General features: G+C 60.4%; 22 protein-coding genes. 9 read left to right on the top strand and 13 right to left on the bottom strand.

The window, feature by feature from the left end; all coding sequences use genetic code 11:
• Window positions 1-210: 210 nt before the first annotated feature.
• The 6 genes from FHP91_RS16960 to FHP91_RS16930 form a co-directional block, all read right to left on the bottom strand.
• A complete protein-coding gene (locus FHP91_RS16960) occupies window positions 211-528 on the bottom strand; it encodes a hypothetical protein (protein ID WP_144310689.1) in 318 nt (105 codons plus the stop codon).
• 95 nt (window positions 529-623) lie between these two features.
• A complete protein-coding gene (locus FHP91_RS16955) occupies window positions 624-830 on the bottom strand; it encodes a hypothetical protein (protein WP_144310688.1) in 207 nt (68 codons plus the stop codon).
• A 165-nt stretch (window positions 831-995) separates the two neighbouring features.
• Window positions 996-1,538, bottom strand: coding sequence for a hypothetical protein (locus tag FHP91_RS16945; protein WP_144310686.1), 543 nt, complete (start codon window positions 1,536-1,538; stop codon window positions 996-998).
• Window positions 1,539-2,098: 560 nt separating this feature from the next.
• Window positions 2,099-2,509 carry a hypothetical protein gene (locus tag FHP91_RS16940; protein WP_144310685.1) on the bottom strand — a complete coding sequence of 137 codons (411 nt, stop codon included), beginning with the start codon at window positions 2,507-2,509 and terminating at the stop codon, window positions 2,099-2,101.
• An 85-nt stretch (window positions 2,510-2,594) separates the two neighbouring features.
• Complete coding sequence (locus FHP91_RS16935; RefSeq protein WP_144310684.1) at window positions 2,595-3,080, bottom strand: hypothetical protein; 486 nt, start codon at window positions 3,078-3,080, stop codon at window positions 2,595-2,597.
• Between the two features lie 126 nt (window positions 3,081-3,206).
• Window positions 3,207-3,740 carry a DUF2059 domain-containing protein gene (locus FHP91_RS16930; protein ID WP_144310683.1) on the bottom strand — a complete coding sequence of 178 codons (534 nt, stop codon included), beginning with the start codon at window positions 3,738-3,740 and terminating at the stop codon, window positions 3,207-3,209.
• 499 nt (window positions 3,741-4,239) lie between these two features.
• Here FHP91_RS16930 and FHP91_RS16925 point away from each other — a divergent pair, with 499 nt between their 5' ends.
• The gene (locus FHP91_RS16925) at window positions 4,240-5,268 is read left to right on the top strand and encodes an integron integrase (protein ID WP_449240250.1); all 1,029 of its coding nucleotides are present in this window, start codon (window positions 4,240-4,242) and stop codon (window positions 5,266-5,268) included.
• 153 nt (window positions 5,269-5,421) lie between these two features.
• On the opposite strand, the gene purL is transcribed toward FHP91_RS16925, so the two are convergent.
• Complete coding sequence (gene purL / locus FHP91_RS16920; protein WP_144310681.1) at window positions 5,422-9,348, bottom strand: phosphoribosylformylglycinamidine synthase; 3,927 nt, start codon at window positions 9,346-9,348, stop codon at window positions 5,422-5,424.
• A gap of 199 nt (window positions 9,349-9,547) precedes the next feature.
• Here purL and FHP91_RS16915 point away from each other — a divergent pair, with 199 nt between their 5' ends.
• The 5 genes from FHP91_RS16915 to FHP91_RS16895 are packed head-to-tail and all read left to right on the top strand — an operon-like array spanning window position 9,548 to window position 15,285.
• Window positions 9,548-10,336: a phosphatase PAP2 family protein gene (locus tag FHP91_RS16915; protein WP_144310680.1), complete on the top strand. Its 789-nt coding sequence runs from the start codon at window positions 9,548-9,550 to the stop codon at window positions 10,334-10,336.
• Entirely contained in the window at window positions 10,333-11,244 is a 912-nt protein-coding gene (locus tag FHP91_RS16910; RefSeq protein WP_144310679.1) for a lysylphosphatidylglycerol synthase transmembrane domain-containing protein, read from the top strand. Before FHP91_RS16915 ends, FHP91_RS16910 begins: the two co-directional genes overlap by 4 nt.
• Window positions 11,241-12,293 carry a glycosyltransferase family 2 protein gene (locus FHP91_RS16905; protein WP_144310678.1) on the top strand — a complete coding sequence of 351 codons (1,053 nt, stop codon included), beginning with the start codon at window positions 11,241-11,243 and terminating at the stop codon, window positions 12,291-12,293. The genes FHP91_RS16910 and FHP91_RS16905 overlap by 4 nt, the downstream gene beginning before the upstream one ends.
• A complete protein-coding gene (locus FHP91_RS16900) occupies window positions 12,290-13,837 on the top strand; it encodes an ArnT family glycosyltransferase (RefSeq protein WP_144310677.1) in 1,548 nt (515 codons plus the stop codon). Before FHP91_RS16905 ends, FHP91_RS16900 begins: the two co-directional genes overlap by 4 nt.
• Entirely contained in the window at window positions 13,834-15,285 is a 1,452-nt protein-coding gene (locus tag FHP91_RS16895; RefSeq protein WP_144310676.1) for a glycosyltransferase family 39 protein, read from the top strand. Before FHP91_RS16900 ends, FHP91_RS16895 begins: the two co-directional genes overlap by 4 nt.
• A gap of 54 nt (window positions 15,286-15,339) precedes the next feature.
• Here FHP91_RS16895 and FHP91_RS16890 read toward each other — a convergent pair whose 3' ends face one another.
• From FHP91_RS16890 to ppsA, 6 genes are all read right to left on the bottom strand, one after another.
• Window positions 15,340-16,197: an SPFH domain-containing protein gene (locus FHP91_RS16890; RefSeq protein WP_144310675.1), complete on the bottom strand. Its 858-nt coding sequence runs from the start codon at window positions 16,195-16,197 to the stop codon at window positions 15,340-15,342.
• A gap of 9 nt (window positions 16,198-16,206) precedes the next feature.
• The gene (locus FHP91_RS16885; protein ID WP_144310674.1) at window positions 16,207-16,659 is read right to left on the bottom strand and encodes an NfeD family protein; all 453 of its coding nucleotides are present in this window, start codon (window positions 16,657-16,659) and stop codon (window positions 16,207-16,209) included.
• 25 nt (window positions 16,660-16,684) lie between these two features.
• Entirely contained in the window at window positions 16,685-17,143 is a 459-nt protein-coding gene (locus FHP91_RS16880; protein ID WP_144310673.1) for a bactofilin family protein, read from the bottom strand.
• 76 nt (window positions 17,144-17,219) lie between these two features.
• Window positions 17,220-17,582 carry a hypothetical protein gene (locus FHP91_RS16875; protein ID WP_144178729.1) on the bottom strand — a complete coding sequence of 121 codons (363 nt, stop codon included), beginning with the start codon at window positions 17,580-17,582 and terminating at the stop codon, window positions 17,220-17,222.
• 12 nt (window positions 17,583-17,594) lie between these two features.
• Window positions 17,595-18,524 (bottom strand): M23 family metallopeptidase, encoded by a 930-nt coding sequence (locus FHP91_RS16870; RefSeq protein WP_144310672.1) that lies wholly within the window; start codon window positions 18,522-18,524, stop codon window positions 17,595-17,597.
• Between the two features lie 213 nt (window positions 18,525-18,737).
• Window positions 18,738-21,104, bottom strand: a complete 2,367-nt coding sequence (gene ppsA, locus FHP91_RS16865; protein ID WP_144310671.1) for a phosphoenolpyruvate synthase — start codon at window positions 21,102-21,104, stop codon at window positions 18,738-18,740.
• A 107-nt stretch (window positions 21,105-21,211) separates the two neighbouring features.
• On the opposite strand from ppsA, the gene ppsR reads away from it, so the two are divergent.
• The 3 genes from ppsR to FHP91_RS16850 all read left to right on the top strand — a co-directional run bounded on the left by ppsR (window position 21,212) and on the right by FHP91_RS16850 (window position 24,546).
• Window positions 21,212-22,042: a posphoenolpyruvate synthetase regulatory kinase/phosphorylase PpsR gene (gene ppsR / locus FHP91_RS16860; protein WP_144310670.1), complete on the top strand. Its 831-nt coding sequence runs from the start codon at window positions 21,212-21,214 to the stop codon at window positions 22,040-22,042.
• Between the two features lie 82 nt (window positions 22,043-22,124).
• On the top strand, window positions 22,125-23,294 hold the full coding sequence (locus FHP91_RS16855; protein ID WP_144310669.1) for a DUF2863 family protein: 1,170 nt from the start codon (window positions 22,125-22,127) through the stop codon (window positions 23,292-23,294).
• Between the two features lie 115 nt (window positions 23,295-23,409).
• Window positions 23,410-24,546 (top strand): ABC transporter substrate-binding protein, encoded by a 1,137-nt coding sequence (locus tag FHP91_RS16850; RefSeq protein WP_144310668.1) that lies wholly within the window; start codon window positions 23,410-23,412, stop codon window positions 24,544-24,546.
• Window positions 24,547-24,566 lie beyond the last annotated feature (20 nt).

Below are 24,566 nucleotides of genomic sequence, written 5' to 3'. Positions count from 1 at the left end.
GAACCATGCAACAAAATGGCTCTGGACCTACAATCATGAGCGTCCGAACATGGGCCTTGGAGGCATCACCCCGAAACAGAAATTGGCCCTCGTGCCATGACCTCTACTTCTGGTGAGCGCTAAAAACGGGGGGATTACCGTGGGGCCGGGGAAAATGCGCAGCATTTTTGACGGTCCCACACGAACGATTTGTTAGCCGCTGGGTTAGTTTCATTGAACATAGAAGTAACCTGTGTCGCTGGCTGGGACAGTACGTGGACTGCTGGAAAGCGTGCCGACGAACTCAAGCGAGTAAACCGGAACGCCCTTTGGTGAATATCGGTGGATGAGGCTAGCTCCGGCGGGAACAACCAATGAATGCGCGCCATCAGAGGCAGTGAAGGGCTCGGTGGTGGTTACAGGCTCGTTCGCATAGGGAACCGAAAGCAAATCGACGTCGATGGCGAAGAGCTTGACGGCACCAAGAAAGCCGACGACAGCCCCAGCAAGTGCCGATAGAGAGCCGATCAATAGCGTGCGGAGTTTCATTTCGGTAGCGGCTAACGTGAAAGCTCAGCCGACGGCAAAATGCGTAGCGTTTTGACGGTCGGATGCAGCGCCTTGTTGGGCAGCAGAGCTTTCACCTACTTGCTTCCGCTCTCAGAGGAGCCCGGCTTTCGATGCTTTTGCACAATGCGCGCAATCTCAGCATTGAGCTTGGATTGCTCAGCAGCCTGCTTTGCCTTTGCCGCCCGAAGTGCTTCGGCGCCCTTTGGGTCAAACTTGTTGCCGACATAGTTCGCCGGATTCTCGTCCGGGAAATCTTCGAAGTATTCAGACCACTCGCCCATTTGCTTCTCCTTTTTGTGATGCCCAACGTAGAGCTAACCGGCGCTGCGCGGCTTTATCGCGCAGCGTCCAGCGACTGAAAGGAGCGAGGTTGAGCGCCAGGTTAGAGCTATGTCGCAAAGACCATACAACGATCTGGCCGGAAAAAACAAAAATGGCTTCCACGCTTAGTCCCACTTCCCTTTGGCGCCCAACTCTCGTTTTTTCATTCTGTAGTAGTCGATGACAGGGCTGGTATGTTTCGGCTTTGTTATCGACGAAAATGCTTTCTCGATGTCGGCGATACCCGCCTCCTTACGAATCATCTTCTTGGCATTACGTAGTTCTTCACTGAACTGCGCTATTCGATCCTTTTTCTCGTCAAAGTCTTCTATGTCGAAAATTTCTTCGACGCCCATCAACAGAGGGGTGCAGTGAACGGTGAGTTCAGGATTAACGTACATGTCGTATTGGTCACACCAGCCGGCTATTTCATGAATTCCGGCTGACACAATTGCATGACGTTGCTGTGGTGAGTACTCAGGATTCTCGATTACGTCTGTAGCTATTTCACTCGCAGCGGTTACGCGCAAATAGAGTCCTTCATAAATTTCCAGTCGCTTATCAAATACCTTCGTCGCATAGTTCTCAATGCGGTTTCTACGACGTAGCATTTCGTTAATAAGGATACCGACGAGCACCCCCAGCAGTCCGATCAGCGCGTTTTCCATGGGATTGTGAGCTCTAACGTCAAAGCTCAGGGACGCTGCGCGGCTTTATCGCGCAGCGTCCCCTGGAGCGAATTGTTGGGCCACGGACGTGGCAACTCTGCGCGTACCGATGTCAAGGCCTGGACTAATTGGAGGCGCTTCCGTGGTGACTTCAGTTTGGCTGGGAGGCGGCTTAACCAATGGCCATTAGGTCCAACCGGAAGGCCACGGCGAGAAGACAGCTGCCGTGAGGTGGGGAGCGGTTTGGATGAGAGCACCTCGATAAAGTGGTCGAGTTGTGCGGGATCACTGAACTGAAGTTCGTACTCATCAAACTGCACATGCAAAACGAGGTAGCCTTTGTGGGGTACTTGATTCGGAGCGGGCGGCTCGCACAATTCTGTGGTTCCCGGAACAGGCACATGCACCCAGAATGCTAGCGGTGCGGTCCGCCAGTCATTTTCAAAGGTGAAGTGAAATGTGGCGCTCATGAGTGAGGGGCCCAACGTAGAGCTAACCGGCGCTGCGCGGCTTTATCGCGCAGCGTCCAGCGACCAAAGGGAGCGGGGTTGAGCGCCGGGTTAGCCGTTAAACAGCGTTGCATCACAATTTCCGAGATGACGAAAAGAAAGCTCTTTTCCGCCAGCGAAGCGTAGGTTTGCCCCGACTTCAGTTGATGTGCCCCAGTATTCAATTGATTCGAGCGCACTTTCGATGACGCCTTTCATTTCAGATAGGTTCGCAAGTACAAGCATCCTTGAATGTCCGTCATTGACTGGTTCATGCGGTTGCTCTGATCCACGCCAGAAGATTGTATTTCCTTCGAAATAGAGCCTCACCCAGCCACTTGAAAATTTGAAGTAGGCGACATTCGCCGGATCGGTAATTTCGCCGTCTACCTGGTGCTGCACGAGGTAGAAAGCAGTGCAAACGCACCCAATGATAGGTGGTTGATCTCCATTCAGATAGCAAGGCGGGTCAAGTTGATCCATAGGAACGGCTAACGTTTGAATTGAGCGGACTGCGCGGCTTTTCGCGCAGGTCCGCTCGAATGATGGGTTGGGCCGCACTCTTGCATCATGATGCGACGCCAGCCAACTGTTCTTCCAGAGCTGCCATCACAGAATGAATGGCAGGTTCAAGGGGCTTAACCGTTCCATCATTAAGTGTGGCGAACACGATTACGGCTTCGGCAAACACGCCTTCACCAAATGGAGCTTGGAATATACCGGGGGATCTTGTGATCTGCTGCGAAGAAGATAGGTCTCGTAGGGGGCCTTTCTTTGGAGCAGACAATTTTGCATGCTTCGTGACGTCAGCAATGTCTCGGATCAGAGAAAAATCTGGACATCTGGCAGTCAGCTTTTCTCGGACAGCTTTCACCCGGCTATCCATTTCGTTTCTTTCGTGCCCCACGTATCCCTCTAGAGCCAAATAGTCCGCCATGTGATTAAGAACAATGGCGGCAAGACGGCCACGGCGAATGTCTCGCGGATTCACAAGAAACTCAGACACCGTTGGCTTAACGGTCCAGGCGAAGAAGTCTGCGGCTTCAGATGGCATCTTGCTGCTCTAATTGTGAGGCCCAACGACGAAAGTAACCGGACGCCGCGCAAGGCGGATAGCGGAAACCTAAAGGCGGGTGTTCGGCGGTCCGGTTGACTGGATTGTTAGGCATTAGCTTTCGCATCATTTACAAAATGGGGGAATACCGCCATTGATACCTTGCGTTTTCAGTTTGGCGAATGCTGTACAAAATGCTTGAGATGTTAAGCGTTGCCCCTCAATGTTTGCTTTCTTCATTCCTTCCGCCTGCAATCTCGGCAACTCAGTTGCCAACTTGCTGCCAAGCGGAGTCTCGTAGAAAGCCAGTAACTCTTTAGGCTCACTCAGCGTAAATGCCGCCGTATATGCCGCTACCGTTATACTTTTTGAAGCGCTAACCAGTGGCACATAAATAGTCTCTAGCTCTGCAACGATTGTTCGGGTTGCCTTGCCTCTTTGAGGGATTGGAATATTGGCCTCAGCAACAACCAACGGTGCCTGGTTTTTAACCATGGAAACTAAAGCGCCAATTTGTTGTTCTACGAGGCGATTCATATTTAGCTTGTCCATGATTTTTGCCACGACAGCATTCTTTTCTGCATCATTATTTGCACTTTGTGTTTGCCCGTATGCCAGATTCGATGCAATTAGGGACAGCAAGAGTATGTAGGTTTTCATTCGGACTAACGAGATTAGTGTTGATGAGCATGCCTAACGAATTAGCTAAGAGGCGCGCGACTTTCGCGCGTCCGACTTGAGCGATTTGTTAGACCCAACAACCCACAGCAGAACCTCCCAAATCTGGACATATAGAAGACCGATAAGAAGTGTGTGAAGAACGGCAACAGAAATAAACTCACGCCCGGCACTGAAAACTATCAATAGAGGCAAAGAAGCGAACGGCACCGCCGAAACAAGCGCCCGTCTTAACAGGGGGCTCCCGTAAGCTAACTGATAGCCTGCAATAGTGATTGGTACTGGTACGAGAAACAGAAAAGCCGACATGTAGAGGAACAACACACTGGCCACGTACAGTACGGCCAATACAGTAACTAACACGAGATTTCTCGGTGCATTGCTCATAGGGGCTAACTGTTAAGTAGACGACAAAACGGCGTGTACACGACTTATACGACATAGGGATATTCTGATACGCTTCAGCAAGTCGTTGATTTTCATGACGCATAGCTCCAGAAGGCTGTTCACAATGTCGGATAACACTTTTAGCACGTCATCTCCCCCTGCCCCGCGTTTGCTCGAAGTCGTTCGAGCTCGAATCCGGTTGAAGCACTACAGCATCCGCACAGAAAGAGCCTATCTGGGGTGGATCAAACGGTACATCATTTTCCATGGCAAGCGCCACCCTCGCGACATGGGAAAGCGGGAGTTGGAGGCCTTCCTGAGTGCGTTGTCGGTTGAACGGAATGTCAGTGCGGCCACGCAAACGCAGGCGCTGTCCGCCTTATTATTTCTGTACCGCGAAGTTCTCGAACTACCGTTCCCGTGGCTGGACGATGTTGTTCGCGCAAAGAAGCCCAGACGCTTGCCTACGGTACTGACTCGGGACGAGGTGGCAGCCGTTCGCGGAGCCATCGGTGATCCCGAAATCGGTCTGGTGATCGGGCTTCTTTACGGTTCTGGCATGCGCTTGATGGAGGCTGTGCGGCTGCGTATCAAGGATGTTGATCTGGCGCGCAAGGAAATTTTGATCCGTGACGGCAAAGGCGGCAAAGACCGGGTAACGATGTTGCCCGATACCTTGCTCTTGCCTTTGACTGCACAGGTCGAGGCCGCGCGCAGCATGCATGAATTCGACCTGGCTCAGGGCCGGGGTGCCGTTTGGCTACCCAATGCGCTGGCCATCAAGTATCCGGCGGCGGCCGTGTCCCTTGGGTGGCAGTATGTTTTTCCTGCCAAGGATTTGTCGACCGATCCGCGTACCGGCAAGGTGGGGCGACATCACATGGATGAGCGGCGTATTCAGCGAGGGATGAAGCAGGCGGTAAAGCTTGCCGGCATCTACAAACCCGCCACACCGCATACGCTGCGTCATTCGTTCGCGACGCATTTGCTCGAATCTGGCTATGACATCCGAACGGTGCAGGAGCTACTTGGGCATTCGGATGTGGCGACGACGATGATCTATACCCATGTGCTCAACAAGGGTGGGCGTGGCGTGGTGAGCCCGCTCGATCGCATGGGCTGAGGTGGCGATGGTGGGCAGCGCGTTGCCCATCTACCTTGTGGTTGGTCGTGTTGTTCAGGCGGGGTGGCGGGTTGAAACCCGCCCTACGTTTAAAAAAAACGGAGCCCTGATTCGGCTCCGTTTTTGTTTGCTGCTTGTGTTACCTGCGTGCCATCAACCGACCCAGTGGCGGGCGTTGCGGAACATGCGCATCCACGGTGAGTCTTCGCCGCTGCCGGCCGGGTACCACGACATTTGCGTGCTGCGGTGGGTGCGCTCGGGGTGCGGCATCATGATGGTGAAGCGGCCGTCGTCGGTGGTAACGCCGGTGATGCCTTCGGGCGAGCCGTTGGGGTTGAAGGGGTAGCGTTCGGCGGCTTCGCCGTGGTGGTCGATGAAGCGCACGGCACGGATGACGTTGTCTTTGTCACCAGCCTTGAACACGGCCTGCCCCTCACCGTGCGAGACGACGATGGGCATGCGGCTGCCGGCCATGCCGTCGAAGAAGATGGACGGGTTGTCGAGGATTTCGACCTGGCTGAAGCGGGCTTCGAACTGCTCGCTGCGGTTGCGGTGGAAGGTGGGCCAGTGCTGGGCGCCGGGGATGATGGGCGCTAGGTGCGACATCATCTGGCAGCCGTTGCACACGCCGAGTGCGAAGGTGTCGTCGCGGCCAAAGAAGGCTTCGAAGGCGTCGCGCAGTTTGGCGTTAAACAGGATGGACTTGGCCCAGCCCTGCCCGGCGCCGAGCACGTCGCCATACGAGAAGCCACCGCAGGCGGCGACGCCTTTGAAATCGGCCAGCGCGAAGCGACCATTCTGCAGGTCGGACATGTGCACGTCAAAGGGGTCGAAACCGGCGCGGGCGAAGGCGGCCGCCATTTCGACATGGGAGTTGACGCCCTGCTCGCGCAGGATGGCGATCTTGGGGCGCACGCCGGTGGCGATCATTGGGGCGGCAATGTCTTCATTGGCATCGAAACTGAGGCGCACACTCAGGCCGGGGTCGGTGGCGTCGACCAGCGCGTCGAATTCTTCTTGCGCGCAGGTGGCGTCGTCGCGCAGGCGGGCGATCTGGTAGCTGGTTTCGGTCCAGGTCTGTTGCAGTTCGATGCGCGACGCATTGAAGAGCAGCTTGGCGTTGCGCCAGACGCGGATCTCGTCCTTGTTATTGGGCTCGCCGATGAAGTGATACGACAGCCCGGCGGCGCGCAGCGGCTCGGTGAGTCGGGCGCGGTCGCTGCGGCGGATTTGCACCACGGCGCCGAGCTCTTCGGCAAACAGGCCGGCAAAGACCTTGTCGTTGAAGCGGCCCTTGAGGGTGTCGGGCTTTTTGTCGAGGCCGTCGACATCGTTCATCCACTCGTCGTAGCAGACGGTGTCGAGCAGCAGCGAGAGACCGCAATGCGAGGCAAACGCCATTTCGCACACGGTGGCCCACAGGCCGCCGTCGCTGCGGTCGTGATAGGCGAGCAGCAGGTCGTCCTGACGGAAGCGTTGGATGAGCGCGAAGAATTGCTTGAGCTGGGCGGGGTCGACGTCGGGGGCGTGTTCGCCGACGCTGTCGTAAACCTGCGCCAACGCCGAACCGCCGAGGCGGTTTTTGTTGTTGCCCAGGTCGATGAGGATGAGCTCGGTGTCTTCATGCTCAAGCAGCTGAAGCTGCGGGGTGAGCGTGCGGCGCACGTCTTGCACCGGCGCAAAGGCGGTGACGATGAGCGACAGCGGCGAAACCACTTGTTTGTCTTCACCGCCCTCTTTCCAGGCGGTTTTCATCGACAGCGAGTCTTTGCCTACCGGGATCGACAGCCCTGCGCGCTGGCAGAACTGCGACACGGTGGTGACGGTGTCGAACAGGTGGGCGTCTTCGCCCCGATGGCCGGCGGCGGCCATCCAGTTGGCGGAGAGCTTGATCTGCTTGATGTCGGCAATGTCGGCGGCGGCCACGTTGGTGATGGCTTCGCCGACGGCCATGCGGCCACTGGCTGCGGCGTCGACACAGGCCAGCGCGGTGCGCTCACCCATGGCAAAGGCTTCACCCTTGTCGCCGTGGAAGCTCATGGCCGTGACGGCCACATCGGCCACCGGCACTTGCCACGGGCCGACCATCTGATCGCGCGCGGTGAGCCCGCCCACGCTGCGGTCGCCAATGGTGATGAGGAAGTTCTTGGAGGCGACGGCCGGCAGGCGCAGCACGCGGCGGCAGGCGTCGGCCAATTCGACATCGGTGACATCAAAGGGCGGCAGGAACACGCCTCGGCGCGACACGTTGCGCGTCATTTTGGGCGGCTTGCCGAGCAGCACCGACATCGCCATGTCGACCGGCTTGTTTTCAAACTGGCGGTCGGTCACGGTGAGCTGGCCGTCGTCGGTGGCCACACCCACCACGGCAAACGGGCAGCGCTCGCGTTCGCAGATGGCGCGGAAGCCGTCCAGCGATTCGGGGGCGATGGCCAGCACGTAGCGTTCTTGCGACTCGTTGCTCCAGATCTCGCGCGGGCTCATGCCCGGCTCTTCGATGTGGATCTCGCGCAGTTCAAATTTGGCGCCGAGATCAGCTGAGTCGGCCAGCTCGGGCATGGCGTTGGAGATGCCACCGGCGCCGACGTCGTGGATCGACAGAATGGGGTTGGCTTCACCGCGCTGCCAGCAGCGGTCGATGACTTCCTGACAGCGACGCTGGATTTCGGGGTTGCCGCGTTGCACCGAGGCAAAGTCGAGGTCGGCCGCGTTGGTGCCGGTGGCCATGCTGGAGGCTGCGCCGCCGCCGAGGCCGATGAGCATGCCCGGGCCGCCGAGTTGAATCATCAGGGTGCCGGGGGCGAACTTGATCTTGAAGGACTGCTCGGCCTGAATGCTGCCCAGGCCGCCGGCAATCATGATCGGCTTGTGATAGCCGCGCACTTCGCCCTGCACTTCTTGCTCGAAGCTGCGGAAGTAGCCGGCGAGGTTGGGACGGCCGAATTCGTTATTGAAGGCGGCGGCGCCAATCGGGCCTTCGATCATGATGTCGAGCGCCGAGGCGATGCGGTCGGGTCGGCCATAAGGTTTTTCCCACGGCTGCTCGAAACCGGGGATGGCGAGGTTGGACACCGAGAAGCCGGCCAGACCGGCCTTGGGCCGCGAACCGCGCCCGGTGGCGCCTTCGTCGCGGATTTCGCCGCCGGCACCGGTGGCCGCGCCCGGGAAGGGCGAAATCGCCGTCGGATGGTTGTGGGTTTCGACCTTGGCGAGAATGTGCTGCGTTTCGGTGCGGAACTGCCACTGGCCGTCGGCACTCGGGTAGAGCGCATCGACCGATGCGCCTTCGATCACCGAGGCGTTGTCGGAGTAGGCCACCACGGTGCCTTCGGGCTGCGCCTTGTGGGTCTCGCGGATCATGCCGAACAGGGTTTTTTCTTCGGGCCGGCCGTCGATGACCCAGTCGGCGTTGAAAATCTTGTGGCGGCAGTGCTCGGAATTGGCCTGGGCGAACATCATCAGCTCGACATCGGTCGGGTTGCGGCCGATGCGGGTGAAGTTGTCGATGAGGTAATCGATTTCGTCGTCAGACAGCGCCAGGCCGAGTTCGCGGTTGGCCACTTCAAGCGCGCCACGACCGGCGCCGAGGATGTCGACACTGGTGAGCGGCTGCGGGCTGTAGTGGTGGAACAGCGCCTCGGCGGCGGCAAGCGAGTCAAGCACCGACTCGGTCATGCGGTCGTGCAGGAGCGGTAGCACCTTGTCACGAAGCACCCCCAGCCCGCCCTTGGCCATCACGGTGTAGGCAATGCCGCGCTCGATGCGCACCACGGCGTCGAAACCGCACTGGTGGGCGATGTCGGTGGCCTTGGACGACCACGGCGAAATCGTGCCCAGGCGCGGCGTAACCAGAATCAACTCGCCTTCGGGCGGTGCGTCGTCGGACGGATGCGCGCCGAGCAAGTCCACCAGTCGGCTCATGGCGACGTCGTCCAGCGCAGCGTTCAGCTCAATGAAATACTGGAACTCGGCATGGACGCCATGAAAGCGCGAAATGACGCGGCCGAGAGTGTCGGCGAGGCGGGTCTGGCGGGGTGCCGACAGCGCTGATGCGCCGCGGAGAGTGATGATTTCAGTCATGTGATCGGCGGGGACAGGCAGAGGTGAGTTGCGTCGCGCCCACGAGCGGCGGCCGGCGAAAAAACGAAGGCAGAATTATACCTGAGCCACACGCTGCCAACGGACGACGATGCGCTGCGGCACGACGACAGGCACCCCGGCGGGTTCGCGTAGGGCCGCTTAGGCTAGAATTCGCCTTTTAGCCCGACCGCCCTACTCCATGACCTCTCCTCTGGCGCCCGCGCCGCTCTCGCCCGGCTGGTGCATCGCTCCGCCGCTGGTGTTTGCGTTAGCGGCCACCGGGATGATAGCCAGTGGTGCGAACACGCCGGCCTTTCTTGCTATCAATCAATGGACGAGTGCCCTGCCAGACAGCCTGTGGGCGACGATCACCGATACCGCGAGTGTGCTCTCGGTGGGTGCCTTGTTGGCGCTGTGTTTAAGCCGCGCACCGCGCGCCGTGGTGGCGGCAGTGATGGCCTGGCCGGCGGGTATCGTGGTAGTCCGCGGCCTCAAGGCGCTGATCGATGCGCCACGCCCGCATGACGTTTTGCCAGCCGACGCGCTACACCAGATCGGCGTCACGCTCTCGGGCTACAGCTTTCCGTCCGGCCACACGGCCACTGCCTTTACCTTGATTGCCGCGCTCTTATTGAGCACGCCAGCGTGTCGGCGCGCCCTGCCCGCCCTGCTGCTCTTGCTGGCCGGGGTCTTGGTCGCTCTGTCACGCCTTGCAGTTGGCGCACACTGGCCGGGCGATGTGCTGGCGGGCGCGGCGGCGGGCTGGCTATGTGCGGTGATCGGCGTAGTGTTGTCGCAACGCTGGCCGCTGTGGCAGTCACGCCGGGCGATGATCGCCTTGAGCGTCGTGGGCATCGTGGTGTGTCTGGCCCGAGTGTTTTTCGCCACGGGCTATCCGCAGGCGCAGCTTTGGTCGACGATGCTCGGCCTGGCCGGACTGGTCGCTGCGGGCATGGCGTTCAAGCGCACGATGGCGAGCGCCGCATGAAGCGCGCACTGGCCGTTATTCTCACCCTAGCGCTGGTGGCGTGGTTTATTGCCAAGGGCCAGTGGTCGGCGCTGGGCGGGCTGATCCAGAACACCCCGATCAGCGCGCTGGTCATCGCCGCAGCTGGCTTTGCCCTGAGCTACGCGCTGCGCGCACTGCGCGTGTGGGACGAGTTTCGTCACGATGCGGCCGGTCGATTTGGCACCTGCCTGCGAATTGTGCTGATCCATAATGCGATGGTGAATATCGTGCCATTTCGCGGTGGCGAGGCGGCTTTTCCGATTCTGCTGGGTCGCAACTTTGGCACCCCGCTCGGCCGAGCTGTCGCGTCGCTGGTGTGGTTCCGCCTGCAGGATGCGTTTGTGGTCATGGCGCTGGCCCTGGCTGTATGGCCGGGCTTGCCGGCCTGGCTACGCGTTGGCGGCATTTTGGCAGTCATGGCGGCGGCATTTGTACTGCCACGCTGGGCACGGCGCACGCATGCCTGGCACGAAGGCGGCCCGTGGCAGGCGCGCTTTGGCAAGCTGCGCAACGCCTTTGCCGAATCCACGCGCCATGCGCGTTTCGGCTGGCTATGGACGATCGCCAACTGGTCGGTCAAACTGGCGGCCCAGGCATGGTTGCTGTCGGTGTTGCTTGGCGCGTCCACCCTGATCGGCGCGGCCGGTGCGCTGGGCGCCGAACTGGCCGCGATCCTGCCGGTGCAAGGCGTGGCGGGTTTTGGCACCTATGAAGCCGGGGCGGCGGCGGCACTGCTGCCCAATGGCATTGATTTTGAAACCGGGCTGCAAGTGGCGCTTGCCCTGCATCTCTTCGTTATCGCGTGTTCGAGTATCGCCGGCGCCCTCGCCTGGCTGGCCGGCCTGAGCATGCAATCTGCACCCAAACAAGGCATTGACCGTCAATGAACACTTCTCCGCTTCCGCACGCTGAACCGCGCATCCCCGACAACCTGCCCAAGCATCGGCTGTCGGTGGTCGTGCCCATGTACAACGAGGCGGAAAACGTCGAACCGCTGCTCGAACGCATCCACCTCGCGCTGGGCCCCTACCCCTGGCCCTGGGAAGTGGTGCTGGTCGACGACGGCAGCTCGGACGGCACGCCCAATGAACTCGAGCGCTGCGCCAAGAAGTACGGCTCGCATGTGCGCGTGGTCGTGCTGGTGCGCAACTTCAAGCAGACCGCCGCCATGCAGGCCGGCCTCGACGCGGCGCGCGGCACCGTCATCGCCACCATGGACGGCGATTTGCAGAACGACCCGATCGACATCCCGCGCATGGCCGGCCGCCTGCTGACCGAAGACCTCGACCTGGTCGCCGGCTGGCGCAAGGACCGACAAGACGGCCTGTGGCTGCGCAAGATTCCGTCGCGCATCGCCAACCGCCTGATCGCCCGCCTGACCGGCGTGCAGCTTAAAGACTACGGTTGCAGCCTGAAGGTTTTCCGCGCCAGCGCGATCAAGAACGTGCGCCTGTACGGCGAGATGCACCGCTTCATCCCGGCCTGGCTGGCCACCGTCACCACGCCTAAGCGCATCGCGCAGGAAGTGGTGGCGCACCACGCGCGGGTGTTCGGGCAATCCAAATACGGCATTTCGCGCACCTTCCGCGTCGTGCTCGATCTGGTGTTTGTGTACTTCTTCATGCGTTACCGGACGCGCCCCGGCCACTTCTTTGGTGGCATCGGTATTGCGCTCGGTGGTCTGGGCAGTCTGATCCTGACCTATCTGATGGCACTCAAGGTCTTCTTCGGTGAATCCATCGGCACACGGCCGCTGCTGTTCGGTGGCTTCTTCCTGGTCATTGCCGGCATCCAGATGGTGACCTCCGGCGTGCTGGCCGAGTTGCTGGCGCGGGTGTACTTCGAGTCGGGCATCACCAAGCCCTATCTCGCCCGCCCCACCAAGGAACTGTCTGACGCCGCCGGCTGGGCGCAAACCCCCGAGCACCACGAATGAGCGACACGAACGCCCACCCACGCCGGCTCATCGGCTGGCTGGTCTTCCTCCTGCCGCTGATCAGCTACCTGGCCTTTCTCGGCAGCTACCCGCTGTTCGACGTGGACGAAGGGGCGTTCTCCGAAGCCACGCGCGAAATGTTCGAGCGTGGCGACTTCTTATCGACCTATCTCGATGGCGAGCATCGCTTCGACAAACCCATCCTGATCTACTGGCTGCAAGCGGCCGCCTATTGGGTGCTTGGGCCGAGCGAATGGGCTTTCCGCCTGCCCTCGGCGCTGGCCGCCATCGGCTGGAGCTACGCGACCTGGAAGTTCGCCCGCGAGCGCTTCGGCGCGCAGACCGCGCTGGCCGCCTTGCTGGTGGTCAGCACCGCCATCGGCCCCTTTGCCATTGGCCGTGCTGCCACTGCTGACGCCCTGCTCAACCTGTGGCTGGCACTGGCGCTGTTCGACGCTTGGCGACACCTGGAAACCGGCCGTCGCGCGCCGCTGCTGCGCACCTATGTGTGGATCGGCCTCGGTGTGCTAACCAAAGGCCCGATCGCGATCATCGTACCGATTGCGGTCACCTTCCTGTTTTGCGCCAGCCGTCAGCGGTGGCGCACCTGGCTCAAGGCCATCAGCGACCCGATCGGCTGGGCGTTGCTGATCGTGCTGGTGGTGCCCTGGTATGCCGCAGCGCTGGGCATCCATGGCCAGAAGTTCATCGACGGCTTTATCTTCAAGCACAACGTCAAACGCTTCACCGGTACACTCGAAGGCCACGCCGGCAGCATGTTCTATTACGTGCTGGCCGTGCCGCTGCTGCTGCTGCCGTGGACCGGCCCGCTGTTTGCCGCCTGCCGCCAGATCCGCAAGGACATGGCCACCGGCGTGCGTCGCTACCTGTGGATCTGGGCGGCGTTTGTGGTGGTGTTTTTCAGCTTGTCCGGCACCAAGCTGCCGCACTACGCGCTGTATGGCGCGACACCGCTGTTTTTGCTGATCGCCGCGCACCGCTTTGATCATGGTCGCACCTGGGCGCATGCCATTGCGCCAACTATCCTGTTCGCCCTGTTCGTCATTGCGCCATCGCTGCTCGGCTTCTTGTCAGAGAGCAATGCCGGCAATCCGTTCTACCGCGCACAGCTGTCGCGCGCCATGGATCTCGCCGGCTGGCCTTACTACGCCGTCACGCTCGGTGCGCTGGTGCTGTGGCTGGCGCTGCTTACCAGTAAGGCAACCGGCACCTGGCGGAAAATGGCCGTCGCTGCGGTGCTGCAGATCGCCGTACTCACCAGCACCGTCGTGCCCTATCTTGGCGAAGTGCTGCAAGGCCCGGTGCGCGATGCCGGCCTGCATGCGCATGCGCTTGGTGAATCGGCGGTTCGGATGCGCTTCGACGCCCCGAGTTTCAGCGTGTATGCGCAATCGCCGACGCCCTCTCGCGTGCCGGCTGCGGGTGAGCTGGCCATCACGCGAATCGACCGCGTGCCCGAGACAGGCTTTGACACCGTGTTTGCCGAAGGCGGCGTCGTGCTGCTGCGGAAACAAGCAGAATGAACAACGCCCAATCCTTCCGCCTGCTGCTGCTTGTGGCGGTGGTGCTCACCGGGTATCGCGCCTGGATCATCGGGCATCTGGGCATTGATCCGTATGTCGACGAGGCCTACTACTGGGGCTGGTCGCAAGCGCTCGACTGGGGCTACTACTCAAAGCCGCCGCTGATCGCCGGCATGATCGCCGCCTCCGAAGCCCTGCTCGGCCACACGCTATTGGCCCTCAAGCTGCCGGGGCTGCTGTGCTATCCACTCACCGCGCTGGTGCTCCACGCGCTGGGCGAGCGCATGTTCACGGCGCGCGTCGGCTTCTGGTCGGCGCTGGCCTTCCTGACCCTGCCGCTGGTGTCGACGCTGGGGCTGTTTGTCTCAACCGATGCGCCGCTGCTGCTGTTCTGGGCGCTTGGCATCTACGGCGTTGTCGCCGCACGCGACACCCATGCCTGGCGGCACTGGCTGTTGGTGGGTCTGGCCTTCGGGCTGGGCATGATGTCCAAGTACACCATGATCGCCTTCGCCGGCTCCGCGCTGCTCGTGCTATTGGCCGAGCCCGGCGGACGCCGCCAGTTACTGAGCATCAAGCCTTGGGCGGCCTTTGCGCTGGGCCTGGCAGTCTTCGCGCCAAACGTATGGTGGAACGTCGTCAATGACTTCCCCACCTTCCGTCACACGGCCGAAATTACTCGTCTGGATTCCCGGGGCTGGGCGCCGGGCGAATTTGTGGAGTTCATCGGTGCGCAGTGGCTGTCTTTTGGCCCGCTGCTGACGCTTGGGTTGCTGTGGGCTTTTTTGCGCACACGGCGACTGTGGCGCGAGGACCGTTATCGTCGCTTGCTGCTCTTCGTACTGCCCTTGCTGCTGCTGGTGTCGTTTCAAGCGCTGACCGGGCGCGCCAACGGCAACTGGGCGGCGCCCATCTTTGTTGCCGGTTGCGTGCTCGTAATCGCCTTTCTGGCCGAATCCGGCCGTTGGCGCTTTGCCGTCAGCGCCGTGGTGCTCAATCTCGCGCTCGGTCTGGTGGTGTATCACTGGCCCGACATTACCCAGGTTGTCGGCGTTGAACTGACGGCCAAGAATGATCCCTACAAGCGAGCCCGTGGCTGGTCAGCACTGGCCGATCAGGTCGCCCCGGTGCTGGCCGAACACCCCGGCGCCGTTATCGTTGCAAAGGATCGTGAGTTGCTCGCGCAGGTGATCTACCGGCTTGAGCCACCGCTTTACGCCAGCTGGAACCCGGACGGCGGCGTGGCGGATCACTACCAGCTCACGACCGACCTCAATCGCTATCGTGATCAGCCGGTGTTGTTTCTCTCACGTACGGCACAGATCGACGATGTGGCCAGCCGCTTCGATTCGGTCACGACACTCGGAGAGGTTTCAGTATCGGTCCACCGCAATTTTGAGCGGCGCCTCACCCTGTATCTGCTGACAGGTTTCCGCGGCTACCCATAAAAATCAAGGCGGCCCGCAGGCCGCCTTGATTGTTTTTGTTTTGCTGTGTGCGTCTCAGCGGCCGAATTTACCAAACAGGCCTTTGACCGCCTCCTGAATATCCGCCGGCAAAATCACCGTCTTCGCATTGTCGGACTGGCTCAGGTCGCGCATGGCGGCGACGTACTTTTCACCCAACACAAACTGCAAGGGCACCGGGTTGTCGCCCACGGCATTCGCCACACGGCGGATCGCCTCGGCCGACGCTTCGGCCAGCATCACCTGTGCGCTGGCGTCGCGCTTGGCGGCTTCAAGACGCGCTTCGGCTTCTAGCACGGCGGACTGCTTGGCCCCTTCGGAACGGGTCACCATCGCCTTGCGCTCACGCTCAGCGGCGGCCTGCATTTCCATCGCTTTTTGCATGGAGGCAGACGGGTTGATGTCCTGAATTTCAACCGACTTGACGGTCAAACCCCAATCGACCGCCTCGTCGGCAATGCTTTCGCGCAGCCGCGCCTTGATCTTGTCGCGCGACGACAAGGCCTCATCCAGATCCATTTCACCCAGAATCGAACGCAGTGTGGTCATGATCAGGTTGCGGATGGCTTCGCCGAAATCGGTCACGCCATACACGGCTTTGACCGGATCGGTCACCTTCACGAACGCCACCGCGTTGGTCAGGATCACCGCGTTGTCGCGGGTGATGACCTCCTGCTCCTGCACATCCAGGATCAGATCCTTGGTCACCAGCTTGTAAGCGACGTTGTCCAGGTAGGGAATGATGATGTTGAGGCCGGGGATGATCGTGCCGTGGTATTTGCCAAGGCGCTCGACAATCCACTCCTCACCCTGCGGAACAATCCTCACCCCTTTGGCAATGGTGATGACCACGAAGATCAACACCGCGATCATGACGATCAAAACGTCTGGCATGCTATTCCCTTAGTGATGTTTGATGACGTTAACGTAACTACCTTCAACCGACAGCACACGCACGCGCTCACCCGAGGCGATGGTGTCTTCGGCCCGGCATTCCCACTGCTCGGCCCCAAGTACGGGTTTCTGGAAACGCACCTGGCCGGGCTGAAAGGGCGCAACCGGCGTGGTCAGCAGGCCGACCTCCCCGATCACCGTGCCGCCAGCCTGACCGATCCGGGTTTTGTGCTGATCAGTCCGGAACACGCGAAACCACAACACCGTCAGCCCCACCGACGCAACCGTCCACAACAGCAACTGAACCGTCAGCGACAGGGCCGGCGCAACGAGCAACAGCAAACCGACCAGGACGGCGCCCAGGCCGAACCAGATAACAAAAAATGCGGGGATGGCCAGCTCGGCAAGCATCAAGACGATACCCACGACCAGCCAGTGCCACCAGGTGGGCACAAATTCCATGAAAGTCCTCTAAAGCAGCGTTTGCTTAGTCTTTTTTGCCAGACGCTGCGGCAACGGGCGCCGCCGTCGGGGTGCTGCCCAGTTTGACGACTTTGGTGCCCGCATCCGCCTCTTCGAGCTTCTCGAGCTTGCCGTCCACCGAGGCGCCGCAATCCATCTGCAACTGGCTGTAGCTGATGTTGCCAGTCACGCGCGCCTTCGGCTGAAGCTCCAGAAAGTGCGAGACCGTCACATCGCCGATGATTGTGCCATTAATGACCGCATCATGCGTTCGAACGCTGCCTTCAATGCAACCTCGCTCGCTCAGGACAAGCAAGCCGCGCTCGTCGCCCTTGTTGATGACGTTGCCTTCGATTCGGCCATCGACGCGCAGACCGTCAGAAAAAATCACATCACCGACAATTTCGACATTATCCGCAATCAAACTGGACAACTTGTTGATTTCAATAGACTTAGCGTTGTCTGATTTTTTTTTGCCAAACATGGGAAATTCTCCTCGAATGCGGGGGCGCACAAAGTTCGGTGCGTCATTGCGATGCACTTAAAGCAGATTGGGAAGTTTACGGCTTTTTCTGGGCGTTCTTGAAGAATGCCAACTCGTCACCCAGACGACTGATTTCCGCGGAACGAGCGCTCAGTTCCTTTTCGAGTTCGGCGCGCGTGGCTTGCTCGACGCTGAGGTTCATCCGTTGCAATTCGAGCTCGTCGCGAAGCTTGGCGTTTTCACGCTCGAGTTCAGCGACTCGGTCAGTGGCGGGGATGAGTTGCGCTTCAAAGTACTGCAGGCCGGCATAAGCGGCGCTGCCAATCAGAACGATCAGCAGTAACGGCGTCCAGTTGCGTCGCTGCTGCTTCTCCGTCGCCAGAACAAAGGCGTCGTTCGACAGATCGCGTGTTTCGGATTTGCGACGAAACCAGGTCACGGGGCGTCGGCGTCAGGAGCCGGCGAGGTAGTGCACCGGATCCACAAACTCGCCGTTTTCCAGAATTTCGAAATGCAGGTGCGGGCCGGTCGAACGGCCGGTTGAACCGACCGCTGCGATTTTCTGACCCGGCGTGACCACATCGCCTTCTTTCACATAGAGCTTCGAGGCATGCGCATAGCGAGTGACCAAGCCATTGCCGTGGTCGATTTCGACCTTGTTGCCATACTCACGGTGATACCCGGCTTCAATGACCTTGCCACCTGCGCTGGCGCGAATCGGGGTGCCCGATGGTGCAGCAAAATCTTGACCACTATGGAAGGCACGACGTCCGGTAAACGGATCGTAGCGGTTCCCAAACACCGAACTGCGACGCCCTTCGGTGACCGGCGGACGGCTGGGGAAAATCATGTAGGACAATTTGCGTGTCGATGCGCGCTCGTCAATGGACGAGAGCACCTGGTCAAGACGCGCGAGTTCATCTTCGAGCTGATCCAGACCGGTTTGCGCCGAGCTGAAGTCGAAAGCCTGCTTGCGTAGAAAGGTTTCGCCAATCGGCGGAATCATGGGGCCGCCCGCGGGGCCGGTTTTGGCAACACCCGGCGTAGCGTTGCCTTTGAGGCGCCGCTCGAAGGCGTTGAGTACACCCACGCGATTGGCGAGGGTTTTGGCATCGGATTCAAGACGGAACAGGCGACCGGTGAGTTCGCCAAGGCGGTCGATCACGAATTTGTCTTCGGGCGCGTCGATACTGACCGCAGCCTCATCGACTGTCGCCACAAGAATTGGCTCCGGCGGCTCAACAAGCCGCGTGCCGAGCCAAATGCCGCTCGCAAGCGTTAGCAATACTGCTGCCGAGACGCCCAGCAAAAAAGTCCGCCCACTAACCGTGCGGACCTTGGACTGGGTCAGCGCCTTGGCGGAGAGAATGACGAAGGCCATTCGTTTCCACTCCGTCGAGTCTGTCTGATTCGCTACTGATGGAAAAGCCCATCGAGCCGCGTGATCATCCCATAGATCGGATCCGACAAAATTGCGTTATCGCAAGATTCTGTCGGAGTCGTAACCGCGAAAGTCTAGCACTGTATCGGCAATAAGCAAGCCGGCTTGAGGGCGCGACGCAACGCCCCAAGCCGGCTTGGGCTAACAACGGACTCAGGCTTTGCGGTGCGCAGCCAGCTTCAACCAGGTATCGACGACCGTGTCCGGATTCAACGAAATGGTCTGAATGCCCTCATCCATCAGCCATTCGGCGAAATCGGCGTGGTCCGACGGCCCTTGTCCGCAGATGCCAACGTACTTGCCGAGGCGGTTGGCCGCCTGGATGGCCATCGACAGCAACTGCTTGACAGCCGGATCGCGTTCGTCAAACGCGTGCGCCACCAGACCCGAGTCGCGGTCCAGACCGAGCGTGAGCTGGGTCAGGTCGTTCGAGCCAATCGAGAAGCCATCGAACACCTCAAGGAACTGTTCGGCGAGCAGCGCGTTGGACGGGATCTCGCACATCATGATGAGCTTGAGATCGTTCACGCCGCGCTCGAGCCCGTGTTCAGCCAAGAGTTCAACAACCTCGCGCGCCTCTTCAACGTTGCGCACGAATGGCACCATGAGTTGGACATTGGTGAGGCCGAGCACATCGCGCACGCGCTTCATGGCAATACATTCGAGCTCGAAGCAGTCGCGGAAGCTGTGGGAGATGTAGCGTGAGGCGCCACGGAACCCCAGCATCGGGTTTTCTTCTTCCGGCTCGTAGATTTCGCCACCGAGCAGCTTGCGGTATTCGTTGGACTTGAAGTCCGACAGACGCACGATGACGGGCTTCGGGTAGAAGGCGGCGGCGATGACGGCAACGCCTTCGACCAGCTTCTCGACAAAGAACTCGCGCGGCGTTTCGTAACCACGCGAGCGGCGCAGGATCTCCTGACGCAGCCCGGCGGGCACCTGATCAAGCTCCAGGATGGCCTTGGGGTGGATGCCGATCATATTGTTGATGACGAATTCCAGGCGGGCCAGGCCAACGCCTTCGTTCGGGATCTGCGCAAACTCGAAGGCCAGCTCGGGGTTGCCAACGTTCATCATGACCTTGACCGGAATCTCCGGCAGGTTGCCGGTATCGGTCGTGATGACTTCAAAGTCGAGCTTGCCGCGATACACGTAGCCGGTGTCGCCTTCGGCGCAGGACGCGGTGACCGAATCGCCTTCGTGCAGCAACTCGGTGGCGTTGCCGCAACCGACGATGGCGGGGATGCCCAGTTCGCGGGCGATGATGGCGGCGTGGCAGGTGCGACCGCCGCGATTGGTAACGATGGCGCTGGCGCGCTTCATGACCGGCTCCCAGTTGGGATCGGTCATATCGGTCACCAGCACGTCGCCGGGCTGCACACGGTTCATCTCGGCGGCATCGCGGATCACCTTGACCGGGCCCACACCAATGCGCTGACCAATCGCGCGGCCGTGCGTCAGTGCCTTGCCGTATTGCTTGAGGCGGTATTTTTCAAGCACGTGGCCAGACTGCTGGCTCTTCACCGTTTCGGGGCGTGCCTGCAGGATGTAGAGCTTGCCGTCTTCGCCGTCCTTGCCCCACTCGATGTCCATCGGGCGACCGTAGTGTTCTTCGATGATGACGGCGTAGCGCGCCAGTTCGAGCACATCGGTGTCGCTCAACGAGAAGCGGTTACGCTCGGCCTCGGCCACATCCAGTGTCTGCACCGATTTGCCCGCGACGGACTTGTCGGTAAACACCATCTTGATCAACTTGGAGCCCAGGTTGCGACGCACCACGGCCGGGCGGCCTTGCGCCAGAGTGGGCTTGTGCACATAGAACTCGTCCGGATTCACGGCGCCCTGCACCACCGTCTCACCCAGGCCATACGAAGCGGTGATGAACACCACGTCCTTGAAGCCGGATTCGGTATCGAGCGAGAACATCACGCCAGAGGTGCCAGTATCGGAGCGCACCATGCGCTGCACGCCCGCCGACAAGGCAACATCGGCGTGTGCGTAACCTTTGTGAACACGATAGGCGATGGCGCGATCGTTATACAGCGACGCAAAGACTTCCTTGATCGCGTGCAGGATGTTGTCGTAACCGTGGATGTTCAGGAAGGTTTCCTGCTGGCCGGCAAACGACGCGTCGGGCATGTCTTCAGCCGTTGCGGAAGAGCGGACGGCAAAGCTGCCCTCGCCTTCGGAGGTGATCTTGGCGTAAGCCGCCTTGATTTCTTCTTCGAGCTTGGCCGGGAACGGCAGATCGACAATCCATTGACGGATCTCGGTGCCGGTCTTGACCAGCGCATCGACATCGTCGACATCCAGCGCATCGAGTGCAGCATTGATCCGATCGATCAGACCTTGATGGGCAAGGAATTCACGATAAGCATCGGCAGTCGTTGCGAAGCCGCCAGGAACACGTACACTGGCGGGCAGCTGGCTGATCATTTCTCCGAGTGAAGCGTTCTTGCCGCCGACATGCTCGACGTCAGACATACGTAGTTCTTCAAACGGGATAACGTAACGGCTCATGGGGCTCTTCCAGAAGGAGTCAGAAAAACTGAAAATCGGAGTTTACAAGGAATTGCTGCTTTGCGGCAAAGACGGGTATACCCGAAACGTTAACCATACCTTGACCCATGACAGAACACTCTACTCGCACCGTATTTTTTATCTCCGACGGCACCGGCATCACGGCTGAAACACTCGGCCATAGTTTGCTTGCCCAGTTTCCGGACATGCGCTTCAAGCAAGTCCGCCTGCCTTTTGTCGATTCAATCGAAAAAGCGCGGGACTGCGCCACACGCATTCGTGAAGCCGGCCGCAGCGATGGTACCCGTCCGATTGTCTTCAATTCGCTGGTCGGGCCTGAACTCGTGGCCGGCCTGCGCAACGCCGACGCGCTTTTTCTTGACCTGTTCGAGCGCTTCATCGAGCCGCTTGAGCAAGAGCTTGGCCAACGCTCCACCCACACGGTGGGCCGCTTCCACGGCATTGCGGACAGTCTCGACTACAAGAACCGTATCGAGGCGATCAACTTCGCGCTGGCGCACGACGACGGCGTCTCGCACGCCGAACTCGATGTCTCCGACGTGATCCTCGTCGGCGTATCGCGCTCGGGCAAGACGCCGACCAGCCTGTATCTGGCGATGCAGTTCGGCGTCAAGGCAGCGAACTATCCGCTGATTCCCGAAGACTTCGAGCGCAGCAAGCTGCCGACCGAACTCCACAAGCATCGCCGCAAACTCTTCGGCCTGACCATCAGTGCGGAGCGTCTGTCGCAAATCCGCCAGGAGCGCCGGCCCGACAGCGTCTATGCCTCGCTCGACAATTGTCACTACGAGATCGACGCAGCCAAGCGGCTGATGGAGCGTGAGCGCATCCCCTGGCTGGACTCGACCGCACGCTCGATTGAAGAGATTGCCACCAAGATCATGCAGGACGTCCATCTGAACAAGCGAGGTTATTGATTCGGCCATGTAGAATGGCGCCCCGCTCCCTCGGGCCAGCCCGCCCTCGGGCCGGCCCCTTCAAACCCCAGGGCAAGATTTCATGAAACGTCCCCGTAGCAAACGCCGCAGCGGCCTCGGGCCCGACGCCGAGCGTCTCGTCTGGCTGGCCAACGGTCTGGCCGAATCCGGCAGCCGTGCCGAAGACCGGTTTTGGGAAAACCAGCTCACCGAGCTGATTGACCAGTTGCTGGACGAAGGCGACGAAGACACCATCAACAGCGCGCTCGACCAGCTCTATTCGAGCAGCCTGACGGCCTATGACGAGCTCGCCGATTTTGTCGAATCCCGCGCCGAAAACGCCGGCCGCAAGCTCGCCGATGAAGACGTGCTGCTGGTCGCCGCGCCGCTGCTGTCGTGGTCGCGCTACCGCATTCCGGCGCTCGCCATTTCTGATGCGGTGCTGGCCAATTTGCGCGTACATCTGCAGGCGCACGTGCTGGCCGACGATGTGCGGCTGTCGGTCGCCAACTACCTGTTCAGCCCGGACCAACTGCCCGTCGGCTATTGCAATACGGCACGTTTCGCCGAGGAGATCGGCGTGGCGGCCCAGGCCGATCAGGACTTGTCGATTGACGTGGCGTCGCTACCCGAAACCACGCAGTTTCTGTCCGACACCCGTTATCTGCTGTTTGCCGTGGCCGTCCCGCGCGGCACGCCGATGTTCCGCTGGCAGGAAAACGCCGGCGATCGCGACCACGCGCTCACCCAGTGGCGCAGCCAGGGCGGCGCCTGCCTGATTCCGCTGCTCCCCGGGTGCGCCGTCGAAGTGGTCTTGCCCGACGCCTACTTTGCCGCTTCGCGCCGCGCCGATCGCGAAAGCCGCGCCTACGCAGTGCGTGCATCGGTGGCTTTTCTTGGTGCAACACTTGAGGCACCGGCGTCGAATCTGCGCGCGATCATCGCGCCCTTCCACGACCTCCAGTTGGAGGAGTTCCGAATCGGTCTGACCCTGAAGAACGCCGATCAGGTCGTGCACGGCATTGTCTGGCCCTTGCTTGGCGCCGAAGACGATGGCCCCGACGTGCTCGCGCAGATCGAAGCCACACTGCGCGAAAGTGGCGTGACCGAGATTCTGTCGCTGGACCACCGTTTTCCAATGGAGTACTGCGACGATTGCGGCGCCCCGCTCTATCCCTCACCCGAGGGCGAAGCGGTTCATGCCGAACTTCCCGAAACGCCCGACGAGCAGATGCCGCGCCACCTGCATTAAGGGCACTCCAGCCGACGAGAAACAATCAATACCGTGCCCGCGCTCAAGTGTGCGCGCGCGCGGTCGATAAGACTACGCACGCGCATACGCTTATCAAAAAGGAACGGCAAACACCATGACCGGAACACCCCGCACGCTTCGCGCCCTCATGTTGAGTCTTGCCGTCTCGGCAATGTCGCTCCCTGCCCTGGCTGCCGACATTGTGATCGGTCAGGTCGCCCCATTTACCGGCACGCTGGCCCCCACCGGCAAAGGCGTCAATCTCGGCATTCAAGCCTATTTCGGACGTATCAATGCCGCCGGCGGCATTCGCGGCAGCAAGCTCAAGCTGGTGACCCGCGATGACGGATACAAGGTCAAGGAAACCCTCGTGCAAACGAGCGACCTGATCGACAAGGAAGCCCCCGTCGCACTCGTGGGCCTGGTCGGCACCGGCAACGTGGCGGCGGTGCTCAAGGAAGGCCTGCTCGAAAAAGCCGGCATTCCCCTGGTCGGCGTGCGCTCGGGCGCGATGATCCTGCGCGAACCCGTGCCGACCCACATCTTTCACACTCGCGCCAGCTATGCCGCTGAAGTCGACACCATTGTTCGACAGATGCAGAGCATGGGGCTGAAGCGCATTGCGGTGCTCCATCAGGATGACCCCTTCGGTGAGGATGGCCTGGTTGCCGCCAAGAAAGCGCTCGCGGCATCCGGCATGGATCTCGTTGCCGTGGGGGCCTACAAAAAAGGCACGACCGAGGTGGAAGAGGCAATCAAATCCATCCATGCGACCGACCCGAACGGCATCATTCTGGTCTCCAATACCGCCGCCAGCAGTGCCTTTGTCAAAGGCATGCGCGAGGCCGGCAGCTTTGCCATGATGATTGCGGTGTCGGTCACGGCCGGGCCGCAAGTGGCCGAAAAGATCGGTAGCAAAATGGCCCATGGGCTGGGCATTGTCCAGGTCGTGCCCAAACCGGAATCACAGGCCATCACCATCAGCCGCGATCTGAGCGAAGACCTTCAACGAATCGGCGCCAAGGAGGCTCCCGATCACACCATTCTCGAGGGCTATCTGATGGCCAAGGTGCTGGTCGAAGGCATTCGTCGTGCCGGGGAGTCCACGCGGCCACGCATTCTGGCAGCACTGAACGAGTTGGGGACCTTCGACGCCGGCGGCGTGACCATTCGCTATGGCAGCGCCAGTCACGATGGCTCAAGCTACACCGACATCTCGATTCTCGATCGCAACGGCCGCCTGCTGCGCTGAGTACGACGGACACCTGGCGA

The organism is Denitromonas halophila, from assembly GCF_007625155.1.
In the GTDB taxonomy this organism is placed as follows: Bacteria; Pseudomonadota; Gammaproteobacteria; order Burkholderiales; family Rhodocyclaceae; genus Nitrogeniibacter; species Nitrogeniibacter halophilus.
The sequence above is the reverse complement of the archived record's forward strand: the minus strand, read 5'-3'. Positions and strand labels throughout refer to the sequence as shown.

What these genes read in the sequence shown, in the direction of transcription:
- FHP91_RS16960 (WP_144310689.1), bottom strand. Translation starts at nt 528, where the DNA reads ATGAAACTCCGCACGCTATTGATCGGCTCTCTATCGGCACTTGCTGGG.
- FHP91_RS16955 (WP_144310688.1), bottom strand. Translation starts at nt 830, where the DNA reads ATGGGCGAGTGGTCTGAATACTTCGAAGATTTCCCGGACGAGAATCCG.
- FHP91_RS16945 (WP_144310686.1), bottom strand. Translation starts at nt 1,538, where the DNA reads ATGGAAAACGCGCTGATCGGACTGCTGGGGGTGCTCGTCGGTATCCTT.
- FHP91_RS16940 (WP_144310685.1), bottom strand. Translation starts at nt 2,509, where the DNA reads ATGGATCAACTTGACCCGCCTTGCTATCTGAATGGAGATCAACCACCT.
- FHP91_RS16935 (WP_144310684.1), bottom strand. Translation starts at nt 3,080, where the DNA reads ATGCCATCTGAAGCCGCAGACTTCTTCGCCTGGACCGTTAAGCCAACG.
- FHP91_RS16930 (WP_144310683.1), bottom strand. Translation starts at nt 3,740, where the DNA reads ATGAAAACCTACATACTCTTGCTGTCCCTAATTGCATCGAATCTGGCA.
- FHP91_RS16925 (WP_449240250.1), top strand. Translation starts at nt 4,240, where the DNA reads ATGACGCATAGCTCCAGAAGGCTGTTCACAATGTCGGATAACACTTTT.
- purL (WP_144310681.1), bottom strand. Translation starts at nt 9,348, where the DNA reads ATGACTGAAATCATCACTCTCCGCGGCGCATCAGCGCTGTCGGCACCC.
- FHP91_RS16915 (WP_144310680.1), top strand. Translation starts at nt 9,548, where the DNA reads ATGACCTCTCCTCTGGCGCCCGCGCCGCTCTCGCCCGGCTGGTGCATC.
- FHP91_RS16910 (WP_144310679.1), top strand. Translation starts at nt 10,333, where the DNA reads ATGAAGCGCGCACTGGCCGTTATTCTCACCCTAGCGCTGGTGGCGTGG.
- FHP91_RS16905 (WP_144310678.1), top strand. Translation starts at nt 11,241, where the DNA reads ATGAACACTTCTCCGCTTCCGCACGCTGAACCGCGCATCCCCGACAAC.
- FHP91_RS16900 (WP_144310677.1), top strand. Translation starts at nt 12,290, where the DNA reads ATGAGCGACACGAACGCCCACCCACGCCGGCTCATCGGCTGGCTGGTC.
- FHP91_RS16895 (WP_144310676.1), top strand. Translation starts at nt 13,834, where the DNA reads ATGAACAACGCCCAATCCTTCCGCCTGCTGCTGCTTGTGGCGGTGGTG.
- FHP91_RS16890 (WP_144310675.1), bottom strand. Translation starts at nt 16,197, where the DNA reads ATGCCAGACGTTTTGATCGTCATGATCGCGGTGTTGATCTTCGTGGTC.
- FHP91_RS16885 (WP_144310674.1), bottom strand. Translation starts at nt 16,659, where the DNA reads ATGGAATTTGTGCCCACCTGGTGGCACTGGCTGGTCGTGGGTATCGTC.
- FHP91_RS16880 (WP_144310673.1), bottom strand. Translation starts at nt 17,143, where the DNA reads ATGTTTGGCAAAAAAAAATCAGACAACGCTAAGTCTATTGAAATCAAC.
- FHP91_RS16870 (WP_144310672.1), bottom strand. Translation starts at nt 18,524, where the DNA reads ATGGCCTTCGTCATTCTCTCCGCCAAGGCGCTGACCCAGTCCAAGGTC.
- ppsA (WP_144310671.1), bottom strand. Translation starts at nt 21,104, where the DNA reads ATGAGCCGTTACGTTATCCCGTTTGAAGAACTACGTATGTCTGACGTC.
- ppsR (WP_144310670.1), top strand. Translation starts at nt 21,212, where the DNA reads ATGACAGAACACTCTACTCGCACCGTATTTTTTATCTCCGACGGCACC.
- FHP91_RS16855 (WP_144310669.1), top strand. Translation starts at nt 22,125, where the DNA reads ATGAAACGTCCCCGTAGCAAACGCCGCAGCGGCCTCGGGCCCGACGCC.
- FHP91_RS16850 (WP_144310668.1), top strand. Translation starts at nt 23,410, where the DNA reads ATGACCGGAACACCCCGCACGCTTCGCGCCCTCATGTTGAGTCTTGCC.